The 26,698-nt window shown below is 47.4% G+C and carries 28 protein-coding genes; 12 read left to right on the forward strand and 16 right to left on the reverse strand.

Translation table 11 applies throughout. The features are described 5' to 3' along the window. From gppA to ACRRSW_RS21895, 4 genes are all read left to right on the forward strand, one after another. A complete protein-coding gene (gppA, locus tag ACRRSW_RS21880; protein WP_432460453.1) occupies window positions 1–1,494 on the forward strand; it encodes a guanosine-5'-triphosphate,3'-diphosphate diphosphatase in 1,494 nt (497 codons plus the stop codon). Window positions 1,495–1,885: 391 nt separating this feature from the next. Beyond that, window positions 1,886–2,383: a 5-(carboxyamino)imidazole ribonucleotide mutase gene (gene purE, locus ACRRSW_RS21885; RefSeq protein ID WP_432460454.1), complete on the forward strand. Its 498-nt coding sequence runs from the start codon at window positions 1,886–1,888 to the stop codon at window positions 2,381–2,383. 13 nt (window positions 2,384–2,396) lie between these two features. Beyond that, on the forward strand, window positions 2,397–3,473 hold the full coding sequence (purK, locus tag ACRRSW_RS21890; RefSeq protein ID WP_432460455.1) for a 5-(carboxyamino)imidazole ribonucleotide synthase: 1,077 nt from the start codon (window positions 2,397–2,399) through the stop codon (window positions 3,471–3,473). A gap of 88 nt (window positions 3,474–3,561) precedes the next feature. Continuing rightward, on the forward strand, window positions 3,562–4,461 hold the full coding sequence (locus ACRRSW_RS21895; protein ID WP_432460456.1) for an EamA family transporter: 900 nt from the start codon (window positions 3,562–3,564) through the stop codon (window positions 4,459–4,461). On the opposite strand, the gene ACRRSW_RS21900 is transcribed toward ACRRSW_RS21895, so the two are convergent. Genes ACRRSW_RS21900 through hemB form a run of 3 tightly spaced genes read right to left on the reverse strand, consistent with a single transcriptional unit; the run spans window position 4,458 to window position 6,779 of the window. Then, complete coding sequence (locus ACRRSW_RS21900; RefSeq protein WP_432460457.1) at window positions 4,458–5,558, reverse strand: hypothetical protein; 1,101 nt, start codon at window positions 5,556–5,558, stop codon at window positions 4,458–4,460. The genes ACRRSW_RS21895 and ACRRSW_RS21900 overlap by 4 nt on opposite strands. Next, window positions 5,528–5,764 (reverse strand): hypothetical protein, encoded by a 237-nt coding sequence (locus ACRRSW_RS21905; RefSeq protein ID WP_432460458.1) that lies wholly within the window; start codon window positions 5,762–5,764, stop codon window positions 5,528–5,530. Before ACRRSW_RS21905 ends, ACRRSW_RS21900 begins: the two co-directional genes overlap by 31 nt. Before the next feature lie 46 nt (window positions 5,765–5,810). Beyond that, window positions 5,811–6,779, reverse strand: coding sequence for a porphobilinogen synthase (gene hemB / locus ACRRSW_RS21910; protein WP_439022904.1), 969 nt, complete (start codon window positions 6,777–6,779; stop codon window positions 5,811–5,813). Between the two features lie 451 nt (window positions 6,780–7,230). Here hemB and ACRRSW_RS21915 point away from each other — a divergent pair, with 451 nt between their 5' ends. Beyond that, the gene (locus ACRRSW_RS21915; RefSeq protein WP_432455438.1) at window positions 7,231–8,241 is read left to right on the forward strand and encodes a substrate-binding domain-containing protein; all 1,011 of its coding nucleotides are present in this window, start codon (window positions 7,231–7,233) and stop codon (window positions 8,239–8,241) included. Between the two features lie 143 nt (window positions 8,242–8,384). Here the strand turns inward: ACRRSW_RS21915 and ACRRSW_RS21920 are convergent, their stop codons facing one another. The 3 genes from ACRRSW_RS21920 to ACRRSW_RS21930 all read right to left on the reverse strand — a co-directional run bounded on the left by ACRRSW_RS21920 (window position 8,385) and on the right by ACRRSW_RS21930 (window position 11,056). Continuing rightward, complete coding sequence (locus tag ACRRSW_RS21920) at window positions 8,385–9,662, reverse strand: NAD(P)/FAD-dependent oxidoreductase (protein WP_432460459.1); 1,278 nt, start codon at window positions 9,660–9,662, stop codon at window positions 8,385–8,387. Window positions 9,663–9,676: 14 nt separating this feature from the next. Beyond that, complete coding sequence (locus ACRRSW_RS21925) at window positions 9,677–10,423, reverse strand: gamma-glutamyl-gamma-aminobutyrate hydrolase family protein (protein WP_432460460.1); 747 nt, start codon at window positions 10,421–10,423, stop codon at window positions 9,677–9,679. Window positions 10,424–10,588: 165 nt separating this feature from the next. Then, window positions 10,589–11,056, reverse strand: a complete 468-nt coding sequence (locus tag ACRRSW_RS21930) for a hypothetical protein (RefSeq protein ID WP_439037767.1) — start codon at window positions 11,054–11,056, stop codon at window positions 10,589–10,591. A 367-nt stretch (window positions 11,057–11,423) separates the two neighbouring features. Here ACRRSW_RS21930 and ACRRSW_RS21935 point away from each other — a divergent pair, with 367 nt between their 5' ends. Together ACRRSW_RS21935 and ACRRSW_RS21940 are read left to right on the forward strand one after the other, a co-directional pair. Then, window positions 11,424–12,431: a DUF2914 domain-containing protein gene (locus ACRRSW_RS21935; RefSeq protein ID WP_432460462.1), complete on the forward strand. Its 1,008-nt coding sequence runs from the start codon at window positions 11,424–11,426 to the stop codon at window positions 12,429–12,431. A 244-nt stretch (window positions 12,432–12,675) separates the two neighbouring features. Continuing rightward, window positions 12,676–12,921, forward strand: coding sequence for a DUF6868 family protein (locus ACRRSW_RS21940; RefSeq protein WP_432460463.1), 246 nt, complete (start codon window positions 12,676–12,678; stop codon window positions 12,919–12,921). Here ACRRSW_RS21940 and ACRRSW_RS21945 read toward each other — a convergent pair. The 9 genes from ACRRSW_RS21945 to ACRRSW_RS21985 form a co-directional block, all read right to left on the reverse strand. Continuing rightward, window positions 12,918–13,397, reverse strand: coding sequence for a DUF3299 domain-containing protein (locus ACRRSW_RS21945; RefSeq protein ID WP_432460464.1), 480 nt, complete (start codon window positions 13,395–13,397; stop codon window positions 12,918–12,920). The genes ACRRSW_RS21940 and ACRRSW_RS21945 overlap by 4 nt on opposite strands. A gap of 14 nt (window positions 13,398–13,411) precedes the next feature. Then, window positions 13,412–14,638, reverse strand: a complete 1,227-nt coding sequence (locus tag ACRRSW_RS21950; RefSeq protein ID WP_432455431.1) for an ABC transporter permease — start codon at window positions 14,636–14,638, stop codon at window positions 13,412–13,414. Next, window positions 14,625–15,341, reverse strand: a complete 717-nt coding sequence (locus ACRRSW_RS21955) for an ABC transporter ATP-binding protein (RefSeq protein WP_432455430.1) — start codon at window positions 15,339–15,341, stop codon at window positions 14,625–14,627. Before ACRRSW_RS21955 ends, ACRRSW_RS21950 begins: the two co-directional genes overlap by 14 nt. 1 nt (window position 15,342) lies before the next feature. Next, on the reverse strand, window positions 15,343–15,981 hold the full coding sequence (locus ACRRSW_RS21960) for a ZrgA family zinc uptake protein (RefSeq protein ID WP_432460465.1): 639 nt from the start codon (window positions 15,979–15,981) through the stop codon (window positions 15,343–15,345). Window positions 15,982–16,021: 40 nt separating this feature from the next. Further along, complete coding sequence (locus tag ACRRSW_RS21965; RefSeq protein ID WP_432460466.1) at window positions 16,022–16,312, reverse strand: hypothetical protein; 291 nt, start codon at window positions 16,310–16,312, stop codon at window positions 16,022–16,024. Between the two features lie 35 nt (window positions 16,313–16,347). After that, a complete protein-coding gene (locus ACRRSW_RS21970) occupies window positions 16,348–17,169 on the reverse strand; it encodes a DUF2797 domain-containing protein (RefSeq protein WP_432455427.1) in 822 nt (273 codons plus the stop codon). Window positions 17,170–17,238: 69 nt separating this feature from the next. After that, on the reverse strand, window positions 17,239–17,955 hold the full coding sequence (locus ACRRSW_RS21975; protein ID WP_432460467.1) for a substrate-binding periplasmic protein: 717 nt from the start codon (window positions 17,953–17,955) through the stop codon (window positions 17,239–17,241). A 103-nt stretch (window positions 17,956–18,058) separates the two neighbouring features. Continuing rightward, a complete protein-coding gene (locus ACRRSW_RS21980) occupies window positions 18,059–19,006 on the reverse strand; it encodes a chemotaxis protein (RefSeq protein WP_432460468.1) in 948 nt (315 codons plus the stop codon). A 59-nt stretch (window positions 19,007–19,065) separates the two neighbouring features. Further along, on the reverse strand, window positions 19,066–19,914 hold the full coding sequence (locus ACRRSW_RS21985) for a LysR substrate-binding domain-containing protein (protein WP_432460469.1): 849 nt from the start codon (window positions 19,912–19,914) through the stop codon (window positions 19,066–19,068). A gap of 104 nt (window positions 19,915–20,018) precedes the next feature. Between ACRRSW_RS21985 and ACRRSW_RS21990 the strand changes: the two genes are divergently transcribed. Continuing rightward, window positions 20,019–20,639 carry a glutathione S-transferase family protein gene (locus tag ACRRSW_RS21990; RefSeq protein WP_432460470.1) on the forward strand — a complete coding sequence of 207 codons (621 nt, stop codon included), beginning with the start codon at window positions 20,019–20,021 and terminating at the stop codon, window positions 20,637–20,639. A gap of 111 nt (window positions 20,640–20,750) precedes the next feature. Here ACRRSW_RS21990 and ACRRSW_RS21995 read toward each other — a convergent pair whose 3' ends face one another. Beyond that, window positions 20,751–21,746, reverse strand: a complete 996-nt coding sequence (locus ACRRSW_RS21995) for an NADP-dependent oxidoreductase (RefSeq protein WP_432460471.1) — start codon at window positions 21,744–21,746, stop codon at window positions 20,751–20,753. A gap of 129 nt (window positions 21,747–21,875) precedes the next feature. On the opposite strand from ACRRSW_RS21995, the gene ACRRSW_RS22000 reads away from it, so the two are divergent. The 4 genes from ACRRSW_RS22000 to ACRRSW_RS22015 all read left to right on the forward strand — a co-directional run bounded on the left by ACRRSW_RS22000 (window position 21,876) and on the right by ACRRSW_RS22015 (window position 26,695). Beyond that, window positions 21,876–22,775: a LysR family transcriptional regulator gene (locus tag ACRRSW_RS22000; RefSeq protein ID WP_432455421.1), complete on the forward strand. Its 900-nt coding sequence runs from the start codon at window positions 21,876–21,878 to the stop codon at window positions 22,773–22,775. A 446-nt stretch (window positions 22,776–23,221) separates the two neighbouring features. Then, window positions 23,222–24,331: an ABC transporter ATP-binding protein gene (locus ACRRSW_RS22005; protein ID WP_432455420.1), complete on the forward strand. Its 1,110-nt coding sequence runs from the start codon at window positions 23,222–23,224 to the stop codon at window positions 24,329–24,331. Between the two features lie 23 nt (window positions 24,332–24,354). Then, window positions 24,355–25,401, forward strand: a complete 1,047-nt coding sequence (locus ACRRSW_RS22010) for an ABC transporter substrate-binding protein (RefSeq protein ID WP_432455419.1) — start codon at window positions 24,355–24,357, stop codon at window positions 25,399–25,401. Window positions 25,402–25,453: 52 nt separating this feature from the next. Continuing rightward, the gene (locus tag ACRRSW_RS22015) at window positions 25,454–26,695 is read left to right on the forward strand and encodes an ABC transporter permease (protein ID WP_432455418.1); all 1,242 of its coding nucleotides are present in this window, start codon (window positions 25,454–25,456) and stop codon (window positions 26,693–26,695) included. The last annotated feature ends 3 nt before the right edge of the window (window positions 26,696–26,698 follow it).

Genomic DNA, 26,698 nt, shown 5'->3' on the forward strand with positions numbered 1-26,698 from the left:
ATGAACGAGTCAAAATCTTCGCCCCTCTATGCAGCCATTGATTTAGGTTCTAACAGCTTCCACATGTTAATCGTGCGGGAGCTCAGTGGCTGCGTACAGACCATTGCCAAGGTTAAGCGAAAGGTTCGACTCGCTGAAGGCTTAGATAAAAATAATCAACTCGATCAGGCAGCGATGGTCCGCGGTTGGCAATGCCTGAGTTTATTTTCTGAGCAATTACGCGATATCCCCGAACAGCAGATCAAAATTGTGGCCACCGCAGCCCTGCGTAAGGCCGTCAACGCCCAAGTATTTTTAACTCAAGCAGAAAAAATACTCGCAAATAAAATCAATATCATTAGCGGTGAAACCGAAGCCAAAATCATTTACCGTGGAGTGGCTCACACCAGCGGCGGCCATGGTAAACGTTTGGTGATCGATATTGGGGGGGCAAGTACCGAATTAGTGATTGGTGAACAAAGCGAAACTCGGCTATTAAATAGCCTCGATATGGGCTGTGTCACCTGGCTGAAGCGTTATTTTTCAGACTCACTCAGTGAGGATAACTTCGCCCAAGCCATTGAAGCAGCCAAAGCAGTGATTGAGCCGGTACTCAGTGATTATCGACGTCTCGGTTGGAAAAGCGCTTTAGGAGCCTCTGGCACCATTCAAGCCGTATTAGAAATTATCACCGCTCAAGGCCTCGATGAACGGATCACCTATCCCAAACTGAAAGCGATTCAACAACAAGTGATCGCTTGTGGCAAACTTGAAACACTCAATATCGAGGGGCTCAACGAAGAACGTAAACCAGTATTTGCATCTGGATTAGCAATTTTAATCGCCTTGTTCGAAAGCTTGCAAATTGAAGGACTCACCCTCGCGGGCGGCGCACTACGCGAGGGTTTAGTCTATGGTCTACTGAGTCAACAAGAAACCAGTAGCGTCCGCGCACGCACCGCTGAAAGCTTCATCAAACGCCATCACATCGATGTACAACAAGCAGAGCGAGTCGCTCATTGTGCGATTACGCTTTGCCAACAAGTTACTCCTCGTCTCAGCGATCGAGCTTTAAGCTTATTAAAGTGGGCAGCTATGTTTCATGAGGTTGGCTTGAATATCGAATTTAAAAAAGCCCCCGAGCATGCAGCTTATATTATCGATCATTCTGATTTACCCGGCTTTACAAGCGCTCAAAAGCATTTTGTCTCCAGCCTAATGCTCAATCAGCGAGGTCAGTGGCAAGCCCAGCTATTAAGCCAACAACATGCTTTAGAAAAACCAGAAGCCCTGATATTAACCCGCATGCTGCGGATCGCTATCATCGTCTGTATGCGTCGCACCGAAGGTAGCGTACCAAACATCAACTTGTTACAGAATGAAAATGACTGGCAACTTTGTTTTCCTCCCACCTGGAGTGAGCAACACCCCTTACGCGCAGCAGAACTAGAACTAGAAGCCAAAGTACAAAGCGAAGTTGGTTATCCATTGCGGGTGATTGAGGCGCTCTGTTAAAATTCGTTACATGCTGTAGGTTAAGCTGAGTGTGCTTAAAAAGCAGCCAGCATTGATTTTAAGCAAGCCCCTTCTACTTGTTTGCCTACCGGCAAAATAGCACCGACTGAAGCGTGGTTTCCCTCGATTTACTCAGCACTATAGATAGCGGAATCATAAGACCGAATCCCGAGATCAACTCAAGCTTTAGTGCTCCGGCAATCCTATCAGATGGCCAGCAAAGCTAAGCTCACCTAAACATTCTTCTTTACCCAACGAATATCACTACAAGTACTGCGCTAATATTGACCTAAGCCGATGAGGCTGGCACTATGCGCCGCAAACCAGCAACATTTAGATCGTTGTCTCAAAAAACGTGTTACCACTGTGCTATTAAGTCGAGGAGAATACAATGCCACAACCACTCGTTGCCATCGTCATGGGATCCAAAAGTGATTGGCCAACCATGGAAAACGCCGCCGAAATACTGAGCCAACTAGGCGTAGAATTTGAAGTGGAAGTGGTTTCAGCGCACCGCACTCCCGACAAATTAATGAGTTTTTCAGCCAATGCAGCTGAACGGGGTATTCGCGTCATCATCGGTGGGGCAGGCGGAGCAGCGCACTTGCCCGGCATGATCGCTTCCAAAACCCGTCTTCCAGTACTTGGTGTGCCCGTACAAAGTAAGGCGCTTAGCGGTATGGATAGCCTGCTGTCAATCGCTCAAATGCCTAAGGGCGTCGCCGTTGGCACCTTAGCTATCGGTACCGCAGGAGCCTATAACGCAGGTCTCTTGGCTGCCCAAATTTTAGCAACCACCGATCCTCAACTAGCGCAACGCATCGAAGCATTCCGCACCGCGCAAACCGAATCGGTATTGGCGCACCCCGACCCACGTATCGCCGAGTAGTTAGGTTAACAGAATGAACAAAATTTGGATCCTCGGCGCAGGCCAACTTGGCGCCATGCTCAAACATGCCGCCCAACCACTTTGTCTGGAAGTTCGTCCGGTGGAGACCGACGAGCTTGAGCAATTTGCCATTGGCGATGACGACGTGGTCACCGTTGAGCGGGAACATTGGCCTGTCACGCCTGCCACCGAACAACTCACCCAACATCCACGATTTTTAAATGGCCCCGCTCTGGCGCAATTAGCCGACCGAGCCAGCCAGAAACGTCTACTCGATTCGCTCTCTTTGGCGACCGCGCCTTGGGTCGATGTGAAAACACAGCATAGTGCCGAGCAACTGTTCGCTGAATTAGGCGAACGAGTGTTACTCAAACAGCGCTCAGGTGGTTATGATGGAAAAGGCCAACATTGGTTAAAACAACAAGGCAACGCTGAGCAACGCGCGATTCCGCAAACTTGGTTAGATCATTGTATTGCCGAACAGGCAATCAATTTCGAAGAAGAAGTCTCATTAATCGGCATGCGTCATGCCAACGGCGAGACGGCCTTCTACCCACTAGCGATTAATCAGCATCATCAAGGCATTTTATTAGCCACCGTTTCACCTGTCGCCAGTAAAGCACCGCTGCAAAGCCAAGCCGAAGCGATGCTGGGCAAGCTCATGGAAGCCTTAAATTATGTTGGCGTAATGACCATGGAATGCTTCCAAGTGGGACAACAACTGTTAATCAACGAAATTGCGCCGCGGGTACACAACAGCGGCCATTGGACCCAGGCAGGGGCAAGCTTAAGCCAGTTTGAAGCGCATTTGCGTGCTGTCGCCAACTTACCCTTAGTGCAGCCGTTGGTGAAAACTCAAAGCGTGATGCTTAACCTAATCGGTGTCGACTATGACCAACGCTGGCTCAGCGTACCGGGCGTAGAAATATTCTGGTATGGCAAAGAGGTTCGTCCCGGACGAAAAGTCGGCCATATCAACATCAGTATCGCCGAGCGCCAGCAGCTACTCAACAGCCTCGCCCAACTACAACCGCTGATGAGCCCGGTCTATAGTGATGCCATCGCCTGGTTAATCGGTCACCTCGACTAAAGCACGAACTAAGCCTTGTGGCTGCGCTAGCAGCTTCGCCACAAGGCTTGGGTTCATTGAATATTACAAGATTTCTGGAGTAAGCTCCTTGAGCTACGAATGGCTCGCGCTATTAGCAGCGGCCCTATGGGCCCTCACCAGCTTAATTTCGGTCACTCCCAGCCGTCAACTTGGCGCCTTCGCCTATAGTCGCTGGCGGATGGGTTTAGTCAGCCTAATGTTGGCCAGTGCAACTTTAGTTAATAACAACTGGCAGAACATCAGCTTCGAACAAGCAGCCTTGTTTGCCCTCTCGGGATTTATTGGGGTATTTGTTGGTGACACCGCCCTGTTTGCCTGTATGAATCGACTCGGGCCGCGTCGGGCCAGCCTATTATTTGCCTGCCATGCCGCTTTTTCCGCTTTCTTAGGAGTTTACTTATTTAACGAACAGCTATCGGGTTGGCCCTTAGTGGGAGCTGCAAGTTTATTTCTCGGGGTTATTCTGGCGGTAAGCTTCGGCCGTAAAGCCAATCAACATAGCTGGGAAAAGATCAATGGTCCGGTGAGTATCGCGCTATTGCTGGGTTTGAGTGCGGCGCTTTGTCAAAGCATCGGCACCGTGATGCTAAAGCCGCTATTAAGCGCCAACGCGGCCCATCCGGTCGACCCCATCGCCGCCTCAACGCTACGGATGCTCAGCGCTTTTACTGCGCATATGTTGTTATACTTTGCAGCCCATAAACTGGCGCGCGCCCATAAGCCACTCACCCCAAGATTATTTATGATGATTGCCAGCAATGGTTTTCTCGCCATGGCGGTAGGCATGACCCTGATGCTGTTTGCGCTACGCAATGGCGATGTTTCTGTGGTGGCGCTCTTGTCCTCCAGCTCGCCAATCTTAGTCTTGCCGCTACTCTGGATCTACACCAAACACGCCCCCACCTATTCGGCATGGGCGAGCGCCGCACTGTGTGTGGTAGGCAGTAGTTTACTGATTTTTGGCTAGTGATTGGCTACCGAAAACACCGGCAAATGGGCGATCCGCTGCCGAATAAAAAATACCTGCTGCTGATATAGTGCAGAATCACTCGACTGATAAATTTTCAGGAATTGTTGTTCGCTGAGTCCCTCGCTTAAGTCATCGACCCGAGGAAATAAATCTTGCTCGGCGCTGGCTTGGCGCATTGCCTGCAAAAATGCTTGAGTCTTGGCTAAGCTGGTAGCCGTTTGCGCAAACTGAATGCCGGTAAAATCGGCCGCCAAATCAGCAAAACTAAAGCCACTGCCACCAGCCACAGAATCAAATAGCTCTTTAAATTCCCCTATCGAGGCACTAAAACCTTGCTCTGCCGCCATCCGCAGGCCTGCCGAATAGCTAAAGTGCAATAGCAAATCACGGCGTCCCGCTAAACGAACATTACTGGGCGCAGGCACAAACGGCAGCTCAAGCGAAAAACGTTTCAGCAATAAACTTCGCAAGCTTCCTTCACTAAAAAACAGGCTTACCGCCCAAATCATCGCTTGTTGCTCGACTAATAGCGAACCTCTCTGCCCGCGCAAGGCGACGTCAAAGCTTAAAGGATAGAGATAATCAAACAATGAAACCTCCATCTGCCCCGCATACTGCTGACCTAACAAGGCCAACTTATGATAGTAGTAGGCAATTGGCAGGCCAATGGTTTGTGGTTGTTGCCATTGACTGAATGATTGATAGGCCTTGATGAGCGTTTGGCGAACATTCGCCTGTGCAGTCACCTGTAAGCGCAATGTTTGCTGATCAACCTGCGGGACACTCATGTGACTGACTAGCGCCTTCAAAGGCAGCTCAGGAAAGTAGCGCTCACTTAGCCACAATAAAGCCACAAACACTGGCTGTGCAGGCAAGCTTAAGTCCCCTAGAGTTAGCTCAGCCAATTGCAAACCTTGGCTGGATGGGAGCAGACTAACTTGAAGATTCAAATAACGGCCAAACCACTGTGCGGGTAGAGTAATCGTTGCCCGCAGTCGCAATTGTTCTGCTTGAAGTTGTGTCTCAACATTGATCTGGCTAAAAGCACGTGAGCTTAATCGGCTTAGCGCCTGCAGTTGCTGTGAAGATAACAAAATATCAACTGGCTGGCATCGCCGAGTCGCTGCATATTCTCTTGCAATAAATGCTTAACATCCGCCACTTGCTGTGGGCTCGGCGCTGGTGGAGCAGGAATGCTAGCCAGTGTTGACAGGGCCAACTTCAAGCCAAGCAAACCACTCAACGCTACCAGCAGCAATAAGCTTAATCCCCAGGCCAGCAGCTTCGCCAAGACGGTCATTTAAGCTACCCAGCTTTGCCCAAGGTAAAAGCTGGGCTGCGGCAGCCTATTCGGCTAACCATTGGGCCACATCTTTGGCAAAATAAGTCAAAATACCATCGGCACCAGCGCGCTTAAAGGCCAGCAAAGATTCCAAAACCACTGGACGCTCCTCCAACCAGCCATTGGCAAAAGCAGCCTTATGCATGGCGTATTCACCACTCACCTGATAAGCAAAGGTGGGCAGCGAAAAAGTATCCTTCACCTGACGCACCACATCAAGATAGGGCATGCCCGGCTTCACTATCACCATGTCGGCACCTTCCTCGATATCCAGCGCCACTTCGTGCAAGGCTTCCTGAGTATTGGCGGGATCCATTTGATAGGTCTTCTTATTACCACCTTTTAAGTTGCTGGCGCTACCGAGTGCATCGCGGAACGGGCCATAGTAACCCGAGGCATATTTAGCAGAATAAGCCATGATCATGGTGTTGTGGTAACCCGCTTCTTCCAAGGCTTCGCGGATTGCCCCAATTCGTCCATCCATCATATCCGAAGGTGCCACCACATCAGCCCCCGCGGCGGCGTGGGAAAGCGCCTGCTTGACTAAAACTTCAGTGGTAATGTCATTTTGCACATAGCCCTGCGAATCAATGATCCCGTCTTGGCCATGAGTGGTAAACGGATCAAGCGCCACATCGACCATCACTCCCAGCTCGGGAAAGGCCGCCTTCAAGGCGACAATCGCTCGTTGCGCTATGCCATCTTCGGCATAAGCCTGCTCCGCCAGCAGCGACTTCTGCGCCAGTGGCATCACCGGAAATAGTGCTACCATCGGCACCCCCAGAGCCACCAGCTGCTCGGCCTCTTTTAATAATAAATCAATCGTAAATCGCTGTACGCCGGGCATCGACGCCACCGCCTCGGTTTGATTTTCACCCTCGATAACAAACATCGGGTAAATCAAATCATCAACCGTTAGTTGATTTTCTGCCACTAAACGGCGGGAAAATTCATGGCGTCGAAGACGACGCATCCGGGTAGCGGGAAAGACTCTTGATACGCTCACTCAGCACTCCTATTTGCTCTGATGATCAAGCGTTACTTTAAGCCCAACTTAGCCGTTCGGCAAGTATGGATTGCATTTACAATCAGCAATGCTGAGCCAGCAATAGCAAACGTCTTCAAGAAAGATAAATCGACCATCCTGCGCAGTTTACTCGATCAATCTGAATCGAAGTGGTGCGGGTCACACATCCTACACCGACCTTAATTAAGATATACAATAATAAAAATGGTTCACTAAATCGACACACCCGCGAGTGAATTGCAGATCCTGATCGCGAACTATTGGGAAAACGTTTCCACTAAAAAGAATAATTTGCTAAATTGACCGCAAATATGAGCAGCTACGACTTATATTTGGTATTTGGCGATGCTTTGTAACGAAGAGCAGCCTTCGTTATTCAGTTATTTTTGGAGTACAAATGGCCACTATTAAAGACGTCGCCGCCGCAGCCGGTGTTTCTGTTGCCACGGTTTCACGGGTGGTCAACAATGGACCCAAGGTGAGCGCCAAAAATCGTGAGTTAGTAAAAAAAGTGATGCTCGAATTAGGCTATCGACCCAATGCCAATGCCCGAGCGCTAGTCACCCAAACCAACCCCACACTAGGTTTGGTCTTTAGTGAATTAACCGATCCATTTTTTGCTACCTTGGCTGGTGGCGTAGAAAAAATCACCCGTAACCATAACATCCAACTGTTGATCAGCAATGGTTTAGTCAGTGCCGAGACCGAGAAGCAGGCCATCGAAACGCTTTTAGAACAGCGTTGCCAAGCATTGGTGGTTCATGCCAAGGCCTTGAGTAACCAAACGCTCATCGACTACGCCAACGCTATTCCCGCAATGGTACTGATTAACCGATTCATTCCAGAAATTGCCCATCGCTGTGTCTGGTTAGACAATCAGGCTGGCGGTGAAGCTGCGGCACGTCATTTATTGTCTTTGGGTCATCGCAATATCGCCTGTATCAGCAGTAACTACGATATTGAAGATCCTCGACTTCGTCTTGAAGGGGTAAAAAGTATTCTTGCCGAAAGCAACACGCCCTTAGCAGAGCATGCAATTGCCACGGCAGAACCCAATGAAATTGGCGGTGAAATCGCCGCTCAGAACCTGTTAGCTCGTGGTTTAGATTTGAGCGCCGTGATCGTCTATAACGATGCGATGGCTTCGGGCGTGATCAGCGTATTATGCGATAACGGCTATCGAGTCCCCGAGGATATATCGGTGATTGGTTTCGATGATGTCTTACTGTCCCGCTATCTACGCCCCAAGCTTACTACCATGCGCTATCCGATCGAGATGATGGCAATGGAAGCGGCCGAAATGTCGCTAGCGTTGGCCAATGGCGAGAATGTCGCAGACTTACACAAGTACGTACCAACCCTCGTCAAACGAGACTCGGTTGCGCCACCCCGGACAAACCAAACTTAGCTCAAACTCGGCAACTAACGTGGCTAACCACGCTTAAATCCCTAATTTTCTCGCAGATGATAGTAAACCCTGGCGAAGGCAGTAAACGGCAGCCTTCACCAATAAGTGACGACCGCCAAGAAAACAGTGCAGGCTAACCACGCTTAGATCCCTAATTTGTCACGCAGATTATAGTAAACCGCGCCCAAGGCGGTAAACGGTACCTGTAAATGACGTCCACCAGGAAAACGGTAGTGGCTCAGCGAGGCGAACACATCAAAACGCTGCGCTTGTTCGCTCAACACTTCTGCCAATAGTTTACCCGCTAAGTGGGTACAACTCAGGCCATGGCCACTGTAACCCTGTAGATAATAAATATTGCTGTCTAAGCGACCAAATTGTGGCATCCGTGAATAGGTCAGTAAGAAGTTACCGGTCCACGCATAGTCAATTTTAAGCCCGTGCAACTGCGGAAATAAAGCTTCAAACTTGGGCCGAATTTGCCGCTCGATAGAGGCCAAAGGCTTGGCACCATATACCACACCGCCACCAAACAATAAGCGTCGGTCGGCGGTCAGCCGATAATAATCCAACAAATAATTGCAGTCTTCCACGCAGTAATTTTGCGGTAGTAATTGCTGACACTGCGCTTCACTCAGCGGTTCAGTCGCCACCACCTGAGTGCCACACCGGATCGCCTTATCACTGAGTTTAGGCTCTAATTCCCCGAGGTAAGCATTGCCCGCAAATAACAGATAATTGGCACTCACGCTGCCATGTGTGGTCAACACCTTAGTAACTTCACCCCTTTGATAAGATATTACTGGCGACTGCTCGTATATTTCACCGCCCAAACTTAATAGGGCTTCAGCCTCACCTAAGGCAAGATTCAAAGGATGAATATGCCCGCCCTTCCTGTCTAATAAACCGCCCACATAGGCCTCGGTCCCCACCACCTGAGCTAACTGCGCTTTATCTAGGAGTTCCAGTTGATGGTTACCAAAGCGTTCCCAATTGGCTTTTTGTTCAATTAAGCCTCTCAATTGCTTGGCATTATAGGCCGCGAATACCCCACCTTGTTGATAATCACAGGCAATTTGGTAGTCCTGAATACGGGAACGAATAATTTCGCCGCCTTCAAAAATCATCTCATTCAGAGCCTGAGCGGTTTTTTGATCATAGCGCTGTTCAATGACATCCACATCGCGGCTATAACTATTAACAATTTGTCCGCCATTACGGCCAGTCGCGCCAAAGCCGACCCGAGCAGCTTCTAGCACCACCACATGGAAGCCTTTCTCAGCAAGATGCAGGGCCGAAGACAAGCCACTAAATCCAGCACCAATGATGCAAACGTCACAGCGAATATCCCGCTGTAACTGAGCAAATTGGCGCGAATGATTCGCCGTTGCTGCATAGTAAGAATCGGTATGTTGTTGCATAGGATCTCCTTAAATCAGGCTTGCTGATGCCGTTCTGCTGCCGCGACGAACTGACTAAATAGAACCTGCGACAAGGGGTTTTGTGCCGCTTGCCACTCGGGATGCCATTGCACCGCATAAAAAAACGGATGCTCAGTTAAGCAATAGGCTTCAATCAGACCGTCTTCAGCAATCGCCTCCAACTGCAAACCCTCGGCTAATTGGTCAATACCTTGATTATGTAAAGAATTCACCTCAATTTGCTCAGTATCGAGCCATTGCGCCAGCTTACCTTGTGGATTTAATTTGAGGGGATGCTGGCTGGCATATTTCACTGCGAAGTCTTTAGTTTCTGGCTCGCGATGCTCAATTGCCCCTTCCCGCAGGTAGACCTGGTGATGCAAACTTCCCCCCAGCGCAACATTCATTTCTTGGAAGCCACGACAAATACCAAACACTGGCAAGCCCTGCTGCCGAGAGTAGTCAACAATAGCAAAGGCTAAACGATCGCGCCCCGGGTCGAGCCTTGGCTCATGATGGCTGGCCGCATAGAGTTGCGGATCAACATTAGAGTGGCTACCAGTAAGCAACACCCCATCCAGTTGACTCAGCACGCGATTTAAGGCCGACGCACTTAAATGATGGGGCAGTAAAATTGCACCCGCGCCATACGCGGCTAAGGCATTTAGATAAAACTCATTGACGCTTTGTATTTGATAGGCGTCCTGTTGTTTATGGCAACAAATTACTCCGATTAAAGCTTGTTTTTGATTCGCACCCACCGCGCACCCCGTTCAATATTCATTCAATATATAGGTACAAACTGCCATGAAATAGATTAAATGTAAATTATATTTAACAAAGATAGTTTTTCGTGCAAAGTTCCATGCTCCAGCTGAGACGAAATTGAGCCCTCAGCCATTCAAAACAAACATCAGCATCTAGGCTTATGGCGTCAACGAGACTTGCTGCTTATGCGCCTCAATAACCGAGTGAGTTAAACCCAGCACGACTTTTTTAACCGCATACGCGCGCGCATCCCAGCCAACACAAGTATCGCCGCCATCGGGACATTCAGGAAAAGCGAGCATTCGCTGTGAAAAACTGACACCGTCAATATTCCCCTTAAGCGTTCCGATAATAATCGGCTGCCGCTGTGGGTTCTCGGCTTGCGTGTAATTGACAAATTCATCGGTATTTTCATCACATTCCACCAACTCCCAAACCGGACCGCGAAATATATTTCCCGCTCGGAGCCAATATTGCATATTTAGATAAGTGACAAAATGAGTCACGGTTAACTGTTTGCTATCAGGCAATTGTTGGCTAATGCTGCGCGCCAAATAATCAACTTTATTGGGCGTCACCCATTCATCGCCTAAACGGTCAATACCATACTGGCAACTCGTCACCAAGTACGAGAGTCCTCGGTTTCACTCTCACTTACATCCCGCAAATTTTGAGTTGCTAAGTGCCCGCTACCGGTTGCCAGTAAGAGAAGTTGAGCAGGGTTTAAACTTGCACAGGCGTTCAGGCCTAAGCCCATCAGTCAGCTGAATATTTTTTTCATGGTACATTTGGTCCTTCAATGCATATCTCCGTCATCCCTAATGGCTGGGCCTTAGCGCAATTGATCTGCGGCCAAGCATCCATAAGCCCTGCACTTAAGGCCAAAAATCATGCTATTAATCACACAGTCCGCGAGCCAATCAATAGCGACCTAAAGCATTACAAGGTAGAATTAGCTGGCGAAATACCACGAGCAAGAGGCTCTTCTCAACGATGACAGAACAAGTCAGTATCACCATCAGTATTGGCGCTTCGGCTACGCCAGCTCAAAATCAAGCTCACAAGGTCCTGACCCCCAAACCGCCCTTCGATTTACGTAAGATATTCGCCGCCTTCGTGGTACTGGTGGCACTGCTGCTACTGATATGCACGCTGATTTATCGATATTGGCCTCGTGCGGCCGAGGCGCATGCCGGAGCGGCGAGCACGGCACTCATTCAAAGGCCAAACCAAGAAGGTAGCCAGCAAGATCTCAAGTCAGCGGCCACACCACTATCCTCAGCCAATAGTCAGCAGGTTAGCGCAGCAGCAAGCCTCACTGAGCGAACATCCGAATCCGCGCCACAAGCGTCGGTTCAGGTCGAAAGCGTCTCACCACAACTCAAATTAAATTCAGATAACCCAGTCAGCCTTACCGAGTTAAATCATCAGCAAGCCGCAGCTCTGCCAGTCGTTGTAACACCAGAGCCAAGCACCAGCCAGCGAGCAACCGACAAACCGTCTGCTGCAACAGGACTAATGCCCCCCTTGCCAGAGGCTCCAGCGAGCGAGACCGCAGATTTAGCGCTGCAAGCAAAGCAAGCGCCAAGCCACAAGCCGACAAACCCACCGTCTGCACCAACGATGGCTAACGCAAACCTGAGTCCAAGCCAGGTACCAATACCCAGCCCTCAGACTGTCGATGTGCGAGTCAAACGCGGCCAACTCACCAGCGGCATCCGCGCTCGCGAGCCCATCGATCAAGTGCAAGGCGTCTCGCTGGCCCAGCAGCAACAAATCTTCTTATTTCTGGAGCTCTTGAATATGCAAGGGCAAACGCTTGAGGTACGCTGGTATCACCAGCAGCAATTGCAAGCCACGGTAAACTTGGCCATTGGCGGACAGCGTTGGCGCACCAAGGCCAGTAAACGCTTTGACTCATTCAGTCTGGGACCATGGCAAGTAGTGGTATTTGCACAACAGAAATTGTTCTATGAACAAGACTTCATGGTAGAACCATAGTCACTCCAGCTATCGACCACATTCATTCGATGGTTTAATGCATCCTTCGATTGAAACCAAAAGTGAATCAATGAAGGCCAATGCTTATCATATTAACTCTTTGTTAATATTGAAAAATAACTAAAAACTCTGGTCTTCCTTTGAAGCGAGCTAAAGCAACTGTTCATAAAAGGATTTGTTATAAGCTTGCACTTCCTGAAAGTGCTGATTAAATTAATAACAGGGTCAACGGACAGGACGAACAATGGAACTAACGCTCATACGTAGTGCCCTCGGCTGGGGTGCAGTGATCAACATCGCAGTACTTATTTATTGGTTTGCTTTTTTAACCCTCGCCCACGATTGGACTTATCAGCTGCATGCCAAGTGGTTTAAGCTTAGTGTCGAAAAATTTGACCGTTTTCACTACCTAGGCTTGGCACTCTATAAAGTCGCCATCATCGCCTTTTATATCGTGCCTTACATCGCCTTAGGTATCGTTTTAGATTAGTCGCTATACAGCACTATCGATTGCGGCTCACTGATCGAATAACCGACCGTGGCCACCCCTTCTACATCCTGAATTTTGGTATGAATGGTACCTTCGACCCACACCGGATCCCAGATATCTTCCAGCTGCACTCCTTGCTTGTAAGTGACATAAACAATCTGGTTCGGTGGTGGTGGTGGATAATGTAAACAAGCGCCGAAATAAGGCACCAATAAGAATGCCTTGATCAACTCACCATCACTCTCTAAAGGCACAATAAATCCTGGAATACGCAGCGTTTTGCCATCCAAGGCCTTATTCACACTCACGTTTAAGTTCTGCTGAATCGGCTGATCTAAAGGCGCATTATGATCAATCGCTGCGGGAGCAGCTTGTCGCTCACTCTCGGGGATTAATTGCTCCCAGACATCAATGTCTTCGCCATACGCAGCGCTACTCAATAACAGGCCAGCAATAAGCCAATGGTATATTCTCATGTTGTTGCTCCTGACTAAATTTTAATACTCATGCCATCGCTGAGTGAATAACGATAAGCGCGCCATGCCGGTAACAGCCCAGCGATAAAACCAACTCCCATCACTAGCAGCAACAAGTAAGCTTGTTGTAAAGTCGGCCAGCTGAGTACCATATAAAAGCCAAACTGATTGAGTAAAATCGGCTTCGCCAGCGCTAATAATCCATACATACTTACCAAACCCAGCAAGGACCCCAGCACACTCAGTAACAGCGCTTCGATCAATAATAAGGTGAAAATATGCCTTGGCTTCGCGCCCACCGAGCGTAAGATCGCCATTTCACGGCGGCGCTCTTTTAGACTAACCATCAAGGTGGTTAACATGCTCATTAAGCCAGTGATCACCACACAAATCGAGACCGCAAGTAAGGCCGTCTCGGCGATGCTTAAAATACCCCATAACTCTTGCAAAGCCACACCGGGCAAGATCGCGAGTAAAGCCTCTTGTTTCGACTGATTAATTTGCCGTTGCAGACTAAATATTTGCAACTTGGATTTGGTGCCGAGCATCATCGCAGTAATACTGGAAGGCGTTAGTTGTTGCTTGGTAAAAGGCTGTTTTTGCGCGGGCAAATGGATCGCTTCGATGCCAGCCAAAGAAGTAATCACGGTGCGATCGACTGGCGTCCCCGTGGCTTGTAAAATGCCACTCACCACAAAAGGAAATTGCTCGTGATTCACAAAACTCACCGCGGCAATGCCATGCGCGACGACAATTTTATCCCCCAGCCGATACCCCAGCTTTCTAGCAACCTCGGCCCCTAATACCACATCATAAGTATTGCTCAATTCACCGCCTTGCTTAAATTTCAAGGCTTGCTTATTGGCATATTGATAGTGTTCAAAAAAACTATTACTGGTGCCCATCACGCGATAGCCCCGGTGGGAATCCCCCAGGGAGATGGGGATCGCCCACTTGACTGAGGCATTTTGTTGGATATCTAAGTAACTTTGCCAAGATATATTATTGGTAGCATTACCAATACGAAATACCGAATACAACAACAATTGGGTGGGGCCACTGCGAGCACCCACGATCAAGTCGGTGCCAGAGATGGTCGATGCAAAGCTGGACTTGGCCTGAGTTCGTAAATTCTCTACCCCCAGCAACAGGGCCACACTTAAGGCAATGGTGAGCAAGCTCAGCAATACCGTCCCACGCCTCGCCCAAAGGCTATGCCAAGCTAAATTAAGCAGACTCATGTCGACCTCCTAAATTAACCGCAGGCAAGTCAACGACTTGAGTAAAACGCTGCGCTAAATCATGATCATGACTCACCAATAACAGGCTGCTATCACAGTGCTCTAACTCAGCCATCAACAAGTTCATGAAATGTTCTCGATTCACTTTATCAAGCGCCGAGGTGGGTTCATCGGCAATGATTAAGGCTGGTGAACCAATCATCGCTCGTGCCGCTGCCACCCGTTGCTGCTGACCGATACTCAATTGCCCCACCGCTTGATGTAATTGTTTGTCGGGCAATTGCAGATGGGACAATAAGCGTCGTGCTTCTTCGATAACGCTGGAAGAACGGCTTAAAGCGCGCTGTTTGCGCAACTTCGAAAACTGGCAGGCTAAGGCTACGTTTTCCAAAACTGATAAGTAAGGCAACAAATTGAACTGCTGAAACACATAACCGATATGATCAGCTCGTAATTGATCTCGACCCGCAGAACTGAGGCTATCGCAGTCTTGCCCCATAAATCGCAACTGGCCTTGTTGAGGGCTAATCACCCCAGCAATCAAACTCAGCAGGGTCGATTTCCCACAGCCGCTAGGCCCATGAATAAAGGTATGACTCGCAGGCGCAATGCTTAAATGGGGAATATGGATAGCCGGGTGAGTCTCACCCGGCCAAGCAAATACCACCTCATCTAAACACAATAGAGAAGCAGATTCAGGCATCTTATAGGGCTACCTTGTGTTGCTCTGCAGTCACCTCAATCGCAATTTGACCGCGATCGCTAGCGCCTTGAACCAGAATTTTTTGCATCCGAGGGAAGCGCTCAAACCAGTGCAAATTAAAGCTTTGCAACTCCGATAACTGGTGACAGTGAAAATGATAACTGAAAGTCACATCCTGATGACCACTGTGTTCGTGGTCATGCTCATGATCCGCTGCTTCATGTTCGTGCTCATGATCTGCTGCTTCATGCTCGTGTTCATGCTCATGATCCGCCGCTTCATGTTCGTGCTCATGATCATGATCTGCCGCTTCATGCTCGTGCTCGTGATCACTTTGCTGCAAAGCCCCCCACTCTTGACTCAAGCTTTCTAATTCGCAGTCGCCGCCATTAAAACTGAACAGCTGCGGAGCATTTTCAATTTGCAGCTTAGCCGCAGCTAAAGCCTGTTGTTCCGCCGCTGTGACAGGGGCGTGCTCAAAACCTAATAAATTATCCGCAGGCGAATGAATTTCAATCGCCAATTCTTCATCACCGGCAGCAAAAAATAGTTCCGCAACACCGTGCTGGTGGGCAGATTGCGCATACGTCACGCCACTCAACAGGCCAAAGCCTGCTAACAAAACAGATCTTAATTTCATTGTATATATCCATGGTTAACTAAAAATAAATGTAATTAAATTAGTACCATGGAACAGGTGGCGCGCGCGCAATTGCGCGTAGAGTATGCAGCCAAGTATAACGATAGTTTACCGTTTGATAAGCAATGCCAACCACCGCAAAGGCGATAAATAGAGCGCTACAACAAATCGCTGTCGATAATTGGCCAAGGTGAAAACATAGCGGGCAGTGATGCTCGGAATGATGCGGGTTGAGTTTCTCGACTTGGTGTTCGCCCCAGACGAAGGCAAAGGCAAAAACTGACAGGATCAGTAGCCAAGAAACCCTTTGCTGCCAATGACGAATACGCATCACTCTACCTTGTATTCCTTCGCTTCTCGACAAGCTTAAATGCCATCGAGAAGCTTAATTTCATAAGAACTATACTTTCTTATATTTATCACGCCATTGTTAAAGATTAAATACTGACCTTTAATTCCTTGTAATATTCCTGTAACTAATGGATTTTTATCTAAGTTAAAACTGCTTATTTTACTCGGGAATTGTTCAACCGGATAACTTAACTCCGTCATCGGCTGGTCATTCAAGGCGGTGATTGAATCGAGTCCATAACGCTCGGCCAAGTCGCTAAGAACGTTGCTAATCTGCGGTAATAAACGCTCTCGTTCGGCAAACAAGTCTAATCGACTCGCGTTTCCTTTCAACATCGTACGCCAATTGGTTTTATCGGCCACTAATTTGGCTAATTCAACTTCCACTAAACCTGATAACTGGCGAGTCGCCACTTGGAAAATAGCCAAAGCCTGAGTCGCACCTTGATCGATCCAACGTGTGGGAATTTGATTATGCCGAGTAATTCCCACCTTCAGCCCAGAGGTATTGGCTAAATAAACATAGTGCGGGATCATACAATTATTTTCGCCCCACTCCGGCTCACGGCAAGTCCCTGCAGCATAGTGACAAGTTTCCGGCTTCATAATGCACATGTCACAGCTGGCCAATTTACGCATACATACAAAACAGTGGCCTTGCGAGTAACTCTTCTTAGTGCCCTTTCCGCAATTTCGACACTGAATTTTCCCAGTGAATTCAAACGCGAGAGGCTTACCAATCAGGGGATTTAGGTGTAATTCTTGTTCGCCTAACGGCAAATAATATTGTATCTGCTCGGCCAATACGCCGCGCATTTTTGATAAGTGGCCCTGCATTTCAGAAGTACTCAGATTGGCTCAAAGGTTGAGCAGTGTAATGCAAAGTGAAGGCTTTGTGTAGCGAGCTTAGTAAGGGTAGTTCTCATCACTGCCGAGCAGCTCTATCATCAATTGTCGTAATTCTCCATTGGCTATCAACTGACTCATGCCTAAATCAAAAAGTTTTAGTAAGTCACGCCCTTTTTCATTCGCGACAAAACAAAACTGAGAATTATTCTCTAACACACTATCAATAAAAATAAAATTTGAAGGCTTTGGCATTTTGGTCAATAGCAGTTCTATGTCTTCTCGATACTCGATCACGGCATCCACTCGGCCCAAATTAAGTAAATTTAGCATCTGAACTAAATTAGAATACTCTCGATAAATAACCCCGCGAGGTAATAGCTCCCCCCAATTGTAACCCAAACGAGAGATCACTTTTTTACCCACTAAGTCCTGATTGCTTTGATAAGAGCCTGCAAATTGTGATGTTGTCAGCATATCAACTCGATCGACTTCAACCGCATACAGAGAACAATAGGCCGATGAAAAATCATCACTGGAACCACCGAAAGCAATATCAACAAGCTGATGATCTAATAAAGCAATGCTACGAGGGAAAGGCACAAAATGAGGGGATATCGATGTATCCGGAAAAATTCGTTGTAATAAGCTAAAATAATAGCCCGTGCCGTCACGATGGGCGTAATTAGTCCATTCACCAGTCGCAATATTAATTGAATGCACCGCCCCCAGCGACACCGACCACCAGCAACATAACAGAATCAATAAGATCCGCACCACATCCTCGCTAAGCTAAGCTCTCTCATTTAGCTTAGCAAAGGAACCGCAAACCGCCCTTTAATATGAAGGTTATGATTAAGTCTGTCTAGTAAGCTTTGGTTTAGAATCCCATGCCTTCAAGGAGCCCATTCTTTTTCGCCAAAGAACTTGGTGTATCATCGTCGGAGACCCGATCAGCACCGCGTAACATCGCATCAATAAGCTCACCAGCATCAAACTTAGTTAAGGCCTCATCGGCACCGACTTGGTGGGCACGATCAACACTAATCTCACTGGACAACGAAGTATGCAAAATAATATAGGCATCGGCAACTTGTGGGTCACTGCGAACTTCAAAGGTTAATTCATAGCCATCTAAACCCGGCATTTCAATATCACTCACTAGGATATCAATCGCTTGTTTGCTTACCGCTGCCTGTTGCATCATCTTCAGCGCGGTCGCGCCATCACTGGCCATTTGGTAGTCAATTTCGATACTATCCAAAGCGCTCGACAGCTGCTTACGCGCAGTTGCAGAATCGTCCACCAATAAGATCCGCAACTGACTCAAGATGGCTTGATCAGGTAAGCTCACAGAAACTCGGATCCGATCTTCATCATCAGGGAACACCGTAGCAATCAGCTTCTCAATGTCGAGCAACTGAACCAATTTATCATCGACCCGAGTGACCCCTGTTACAAATGCATCTTTACCTAAAGTGCTAGGCGGTGGATCAATGTCACGCCAGCGACATTCGGTAATACGTTCAATCCCGCGCACTAAAAAGCCAATAGTTTGGCGGCTCACATCGGTAATAATAATTGAGCAGCTGGCTCGTTCTTCTTCGGTAATTGGCCGATACCCCACTGCAGCCGCCATATCTACCACCGAGATGGTTTGACCGCGCAATGAAGCAGATCCCAACACAAATGGATGAGACTGTGGCAGGGCGGTAAGACGTGTATAGGGAACGATCTCACGCACTTTCAAAGTACCAATTGCAAATAGTTGATTTAACGACAACCGAAAATGCAACAAACCTTGGGTTTGACTGGTGGCGCTGCTCATAAGACATCCTTCGTAATTTGATTCATGAACAATAAAATTTAAGCGCTGAGCCTGACCATTCAACCTTGGTCGGCCAGTCGAAACTGCTCACATACTTGTTTGATTATAGCGTTACTACAAACTAAGTGTGGTTGAGTAGCGCAAACGACTACAATATCAATTGCTGGTAATGACGGCATTGTTTTAGCGCACAATTCTAACAAATCTCCTTTGCTAGAACGAGCCATCGTTGCAACTGCCAACCCCTGCGCCACCAAACCATATAAACCACTGTGATTGGCGCTAGTTGCAATCAGTCGATAGGGTATCTCAGCCTTATCTAAACCGTCGATGGCACTACGATGAAACTTACAATCCGCTTCGTAAAGTGCTATCGCCAAGGGACTTTGAAGATGAGGGTTAATTTCAGCTGAACTCACCCAAACTCCTTGATCATGACGCAATAGATAACCTTCATCGCTATTTGGCGTACGAGTTAACACCGCTATATCCAGTTCACCCTGATCCAACTGCTGGCGTAAGCGATAACTTGGGGCAGAACTCAAACGTAAACATACATTAGGGATCTGTTGTTGTAATAGCTGAACCAGTAACGGCATCACCGATCGGCTGTAATCGTCTGGACAACCCAATCGTAATTCCACCTGCGTCTGCGGTTCTTTTAGCTCCTTCAGCGCCAAATCGTGCAAGCTGACAATACGTCGAGCATAACTGGCCAAGGCCTGCCCCGCGAGAGTCAAAACCAAGCCGCGGCCCTCTTTTTCAAACAAAGGACGATCACTCTCTTGCTGCAGCTTTTTCATTTGTGCACTAATCGCCGACTGCGTACGAAAAGTCTGGCTGGCCGCTCGCGTAAAACTGCCAGTGTCCATGATTGCCACTAAACTACGCAGCGCATCAATATCCATCTTCAACCCATCAACAGCATTTATCAGTGCCATCAAAAATAATCGTTATTCATTACACAAGCAACTTGCGACACTCATCCTAAGCCACACAACAAGGAAATAACATGATATTGCACGATTATTTGCCATCGGGAAATGGCTATAAAATTAGATTATTACTGAGCCTGCTCGGCCAAGATTATCAACTAAAGTGCTACGACATTGTACAGGGGGAGACCCACACCGAAGCATTTCTAAAACTTAACGCTAACGGTAAGATCCCAGTGTTAGAGTTCGACGATGGCCGCAGTTTAACCGAATCAAATGCCATCTTGTATTACCTTGCTCAAGGAACACCCTATTGGCCTGAGGAATTGTGGCAGCAAAGCCAAGTACTACGCTGGATGAACTTTGAACAATATAGCCATGAGCCAAATATCGCGACGTTGCGATTCTGGTTAGGCCATGCAGGGATGAATCAACAACGCCAAGCACAATGGGCCGATAAAAAAGCGGCAGGCTATGCCGCCTTAAAGGTCATGGAGCAACACTTAAGCGAGCACCCTTATTTTGTGGGCGAGCAATTCAGCATCGCCGACATCGCGCTATATGCTTATACCCATGTGGCCGAAGAAGCTGAATTTGACTTGTCCACCTTTCCTGCGATTCAAGCTTGGTGCTATGCCATTACACAAACCACAAACTATGTGGACATCACCGATGATTCTGCGCGACTCAAGCCGTAAGTAAAGCAAAGCCGAGATCACTCGGCTTTGCTTTCGCCCTCACAACTTCACAACTTCACAACTTCACACCTTCACAACTTCACAACTTCACAACTTCACAACTTCACAACTTCACAACTTCACAAGCAGCTTGCCCTGGTTTTCCCCATTAAACAGCAAATTAATTCCATCGATAGCTGAAACTAAACCTTCTAATACATGAACTCGGTATTGCAGTTGGCCCGCTTGTAAATACCCAGCCACCTGTTGCATCAGTTGCGGTGCACGATGTAAATGATCGGGCATGGTAAAACCTTGAATGGTTAAACGCTTCTTAATAATCGTCATCCAGTTAGGGCCAGCTGAAGGGGTTGTTGCGTTATAGTCCGAGATCATCCCACAAACCACGATTCTACCGAAGGCATTCATGTTATCCATTGCCGCTTGTTGGATCGCGCCACCGGTATTTTCAAAATAAATATCAACGCCGGCTGGCGTTAACGCAGCCACCCGTTGCGCAACATCTTCGATTTTATAGTTAATCGCGCCATCAAAGCCCAAATCTTCCACTAACCAACGACATTTTTCATCACTACCTGCAACACCTATCACTCGTAAACCCTCGGCTTTAGCAAGTTGCCCAACCAATGAACCCACCGAGCCCGCAGCACCGCTCACTAATAGGGTTTCTCCCGACTTGGGCTTAGCAATTTCTAATAGACCCTGCGCAGCGGTCATCCCTGGCAGCGCTAATACCGCTAATACTGCTTCTGCCGACAAACCTGAAGGAATAATATTCACCCCCTTGCCTTGACTAACCGTCTGTTCAGTCCAGCCAAACATACCCATCACCATCGCCCCCACCGGAAAATCAGGGTGCAAGGACTCAAGCACTTCACCAATCCCACTGGCACGCATCACCTCACCCAAACCAACGGGTGGAATGTAACTCTCAGTATCGGCACTCATCCAACCACGCATCGCAGGATCTAAAGACATATGAGTTTGTTTGACTCGAAACTCGCCAGCTTGCAGCGGCTGAGCTTGATGTTCGCGAAGCTCAAAACAGTTTGCTTCTATCGTTGCAGAAGGACGTTTTACCAAATGAATCGACTGATAGTTAGTCATAAAAGCTCCTAAATGAATAAATGACGTTCATACTATATTGTTATCAAGAATGATTATAAATAATCCTTAGCATTGGAATAAACAGCCACTTAAGCTAAACTTTATTGTCTTTTCGACAACAATAAACCAATGAATAAGCTCAGAGCACTACAGTATTTCGCCCATATTGCCGAATCGACCAGTTTCACCAAAACAGCGGAGGCCTTCTCAGTCCCCCCTTCTTCGGTCTCTCGACGAATTAGCGATTTAGAAGCCATGCTTCAGCAACAGCTGTTACAGCGTAGCACCCGGCAAGTAAAGCTGACGGAATTGGGGGCGCTGTATTACCAACAAATAAAACCTGCCCTGCTGCAACTGAATGACGCCGAAGATCTGATCCAGCAACAGAATCAGCATCCCAGTGGCCTACTATCCATTAGTGCAATGCCGAGCTACGGTGAGCAGTGTTTAACACCAATATTAAGCAAGTTCTCGCAACTTTATCCCGACATTATTCTGGATCTACACTTTAGCGACCAATTAGCAAATTTAAGCCGCGACCAGATAGATATTGCTATCCGCAGTGGTCTCGCCCCCGACGAGCGGGTTGTCGCGAAAAAGCTGTCGAATAATGATTTTGTATTGTGCGCAGCACCACACTACCTCGCCACAAAAGGTCAACCCACCAGCCCGCAAGATCTCAACCAACATCCTAGTTTGCGTTATCGTAGCCCCGAGCGAGTTCTCCCTTGGATGTATATCGACGCCCAGCAAGCGTGGCAGACATTGCAGCCCCCCATCCGCTTAATTAGCAATCATGGCAAAAGCATCGTTAATGCGGCGATCCAAGGCGAAGGTATTGCACTATTGCCAGAATGGGGGATCAGCAAACAACTGGCTGAGGGTAGCTTGATGAGCTTCAGTGTTGGCCCCAAAATTTGTCTTACTCCGGCTAAATCCACCGGTATATATTTGTTATATCAAGGGCTTAAGTATCAAATACCTAAAATACGAGTTGCGGTGGATTTCCTACTTCATCATCTTCGCTAAAGAGGATTAATTTAGGGTGACTATATCGATGAAGCCAGCAAGGCCCATGAAGTATCCTCATTGACATGAATCATCAACAGTCCTGCAGCAATCAATCGCTGGCGCTGCCCAAAAATTTCCGCCGTCAACATTGATGACTAAAATTGGCTTTATTCAAGCCCGTTTACAGCTTTCTAACACCTCTCAAAGGTGTTCATTTCGAACAATTATTAGGCGCTAAAAATAAATCACGTCTGGACAAAAGTTTAGTATTGGCCTATCAATAGATAACACAAAGTAATTAACTGTCTTTTTACTCAAATGCAGATAAAAACTTCAACTTTGAGAGTCAAGTGACGAAAATTTGCACTTTTATTTAGGCGATTATTTGTTACGCTTGTGTTAAGGGTAAAGCTTGATTGATAGGTTTTATCTAAGCAATAAGCTCTTAGCAAAAGGATCTGTGTATGAGCGAGCCGGTCAACGACCAACAATATGTGCGCTTTGTCGATGTGAAAAAAAGCTACGATCAACGTAGTTTAGTGGTTAAAAACTTTAATTTAGATATCCGTAAAGGTGAATTTGTCACCCTCCTAGGCCCCTCAGGCTCTGGTAAAACTACCTGCTTAATGATGCTCGCTGGCTTTGAAGATGTCACCAGTGGACAAATTTTAGTGAATGGTGAAGCCATCACCAACGTCGCCCCCTACAATCGCAATATAGGCATGGTGTTTCAACATTATGCACTGTTCCCTCACATGACCGTTGCTGAAAATCTAGCCTATCCTTTGATGGTGCGAAAATTACCCAGTGAAGAAATCAAGCGCCGGGTGGCCGATTCTTTAGCGTTGGTTGAACTAGAAAGTTTTGGTAAGCGCTACCCAGGGCATCTTTCTGGAGGTCAAAAACAACGAGTAGCCTTGGCCCGCTCGCTAATTTTTGAACCGTCCATCGTTTTAATGGACGAACCTTTAGGAGCCTTAGATAAAAACCTACGAGAGCAGATGCAGTTTGAGATTAAGCGTTTGCACGAATCCATTGGTTTTACTGCAATCTATGTCACCCATGATCAAACCGAAGCGCTCACCATGTCAGATCGCATTGCAGTATTCAACGATGGCGTGGTGCAACAATGTGCCTCTCCCGATATCCTTTATGAACGTCCTAGCAACGCTTTTGTTGCCGACTTCATTGGTGAAAATAACCACTTAGCAGGAACCGTGTTAGAACGCAGCCAAGACTTAGCCAAAGTAAAACTAAGTGATGGTACTGTGGTTTCAGGCAGAGCGATGGATTGCCCAGCAATTGGAGAAGATTGCATACTCGCGGTTCGCCCAGAAAACCTATTCATCCTCAGTGAGAAGCATCAATTCGACAATCTCATTGAAGCTGAATTTATCACCCTATTATACGTCGGTGACTTTATTCGTTACTTCTTCAAACTCAGCGATAAAACTGAGCTGATGGTAAAAGTATTGAATGATCACGACGCCCCCAAAATAGCGACTGGCAGCATGACCAAACTCACTTGGTCGGTCAATGACGGTTTAGCTTTTGATACACCCCCAAGCACTTAACGAATGGTAAAAGGATAGTACCTATGAAACGTTTACTCCCCGCACTCGCGCTAGCTTCGGTTTGTCAGTTTGCCAGTGCAGACCAACTCACTGTGGTGTCTTTTGGTGGTGCCTATGGCGCCGCTCAGCAAAAGCACATGTTAGACCCCTATATGGCTAAAACTGGAAACAAACTATTATTTGAAAACTACTCGGGTGGTATTGCAGAAATTAAAGCCCAAGTCGAAAGTGGTAATATCCTTTGGGATGTTGTCGACATCGAAGTGATCGACTTAGAACGAGCCTGTTCCGAAGGTTTATTAGAGGTCATTCCTCAAGACAAACTCCCTCCAGGTGATGACGGTACACCCGCAGCGCAAGACTTTAGCAAAGCGGCCTTAGCCAACGAGTGTGGTGTGGGTAACATTGTTTGGACCGTACTCTACGCCTACAGTGACGACACCATCAAGGGCGGTACACCAAGTACCATCGCTGATTTATTTGATACCAAGAAATTCCCAGGTAAACGCGCCCTACGTAAACGTCCTCAGGTGAATCTTGAGTGGGCTTTGATTGCCGATGGCGTGCCTAAAGACAAAGTCTACGACGTTCTAGAAACTGAAGAAGGACAAGCAAGAGCCTTCGCCAAACTGGCAACGATTGCCGATGATATCGTCTGGTTCGACAGCTGGTCACAAGCGCCACAACTCCTCAATGACGGCGGCGCGGTCATGGTGCAATCAGCAAATGGCCGGATCTTCGATGCCATTCAAAGTGAAGGGAAACCCTTTGAAATGGTTTGGGATGGCCACCTCTACGATCTAGATGTCTGGGCCATTGTGAAAGGCACCAAGAAAAAAGATCTCGCGCTAGACTTCGTGAGTTTTGCCACTAGTTCTAAACCGCTCAGTGGTATGCCAGAAGTAGCCTACGGTCCAACCCGTAACTCCTCTTATGCCTATGTTGATAAGGCAGTGATCCCTAAACTACCTTCTTCTCACCTCGATGAAGGTTTGAAAGCGTCAGGCGATTTCTGGGCTGACTACGGTGAGTCTTTAGGCGAAAAATTCAATGAGTGGCTGTTGAAGTAATCACTAGATTGACGAAGGCTTTTAGCCTTCGTCTCTTATCATAGAGGTACAGATGGAAACAAACAGTCTCAGCGTGGAAGAGATCTTAGCCGGTAAGAAAATGCTCAAGCGTAAAAAACGCTTGTTGCTAGCCTTTACCATGCCTTTATTAATATTTATCTTTATCACCTTTATCGCACCAATAGCTTCGATGCTCTATCGCAGTGTTTATCATCCTGCGGTCAGCCAATTGGTGCCACTCACCTTGAGTGAGATGAAACATTGGGATGAAACCAGTGAAGAATTACCGAAGCCAGAAATCATCCAACAATTTGCCATCGAATTACAAGACTTAGCCAATCAACGCTTATCAGGAAAATTAGCGGAAGAAATCAATCGGCTTAAACCCGGCAGCTCCAGTTTAATTAAATCAACCGCGCGTAAACTCAAGAAAAAAGACTTGAGTGAGCTGCAACAGCACGGTGCCGAATTCCTATTATCCAGTTCAAAAAAATGGCACGATATTTATTTATGGCGAGCAGTCAAAAAAGCCGGACAACCTTTTACCGACAGCTACTACCTCACCGCTTTCGACTTAAAACGCGACTCAGCGGGAGAAATTGCACAACGAGACACTCAGATTTACCTAAAGCTTTATTGGAAAAGCCTAAAAATTTCGCTGATTATTACCTTATTAACAGCATTGTTAGCCTATCCTTTGGCCTATTACTTGGCCAATGCACCCAGTAAAATAGCCAACCGCTTAATGGTGTTTGTACTCCTGCCATTTTGGACCTCGCTATTAGTGCGTACTACCTCATGGATTGCGATTTTACAAACCAATGGGGTACTGAACTCAATCCTACAAACTTTAGGCATTATCGATGAACCCTTGGAGTTGCTGTATACCCAATCAGCAACAATCATAGCGATGACTCATATCTTGCTGCCCTTTATGATTTTGCCTCTATATAGCGTGATGAAAAATATTGACCCAAGCTATTATAGAGCGGCGCTTTCTTTGGGCTCTAAACCACTACCAGCTTTCATTAAAATTTACTTACCGATGACCGTGCCCGGAGTCAGCGCGGGAGCCTTACTGGTATTTATCATTTCAATTGGCTACTACATTACCCCTGCAATTGTCGGTGGTACCGAAGGACAAATGATCTCCAATATCATTGCTTTCCATATGCAATCGTCAAATAACTGGGAACTCGCCGCAGCCTTGGGCTCGTTATTATTAGCGTTAATTTTGGCGCTGTATTGGATCTATGACCGCCTGATCGGGGTCAGTAACATTAAGTTGGGCTAAACT

Source organism: Agarivorans sp. QJM3NY_25, from assembly GCF_050870875.2.
Taxonomy (GTDB): domain Bacteria; phylum Pseudomonadota; class Gammaproteobacteria; order Enterobacterales; family Celerinatantimonadaceae; genus Agarivorans.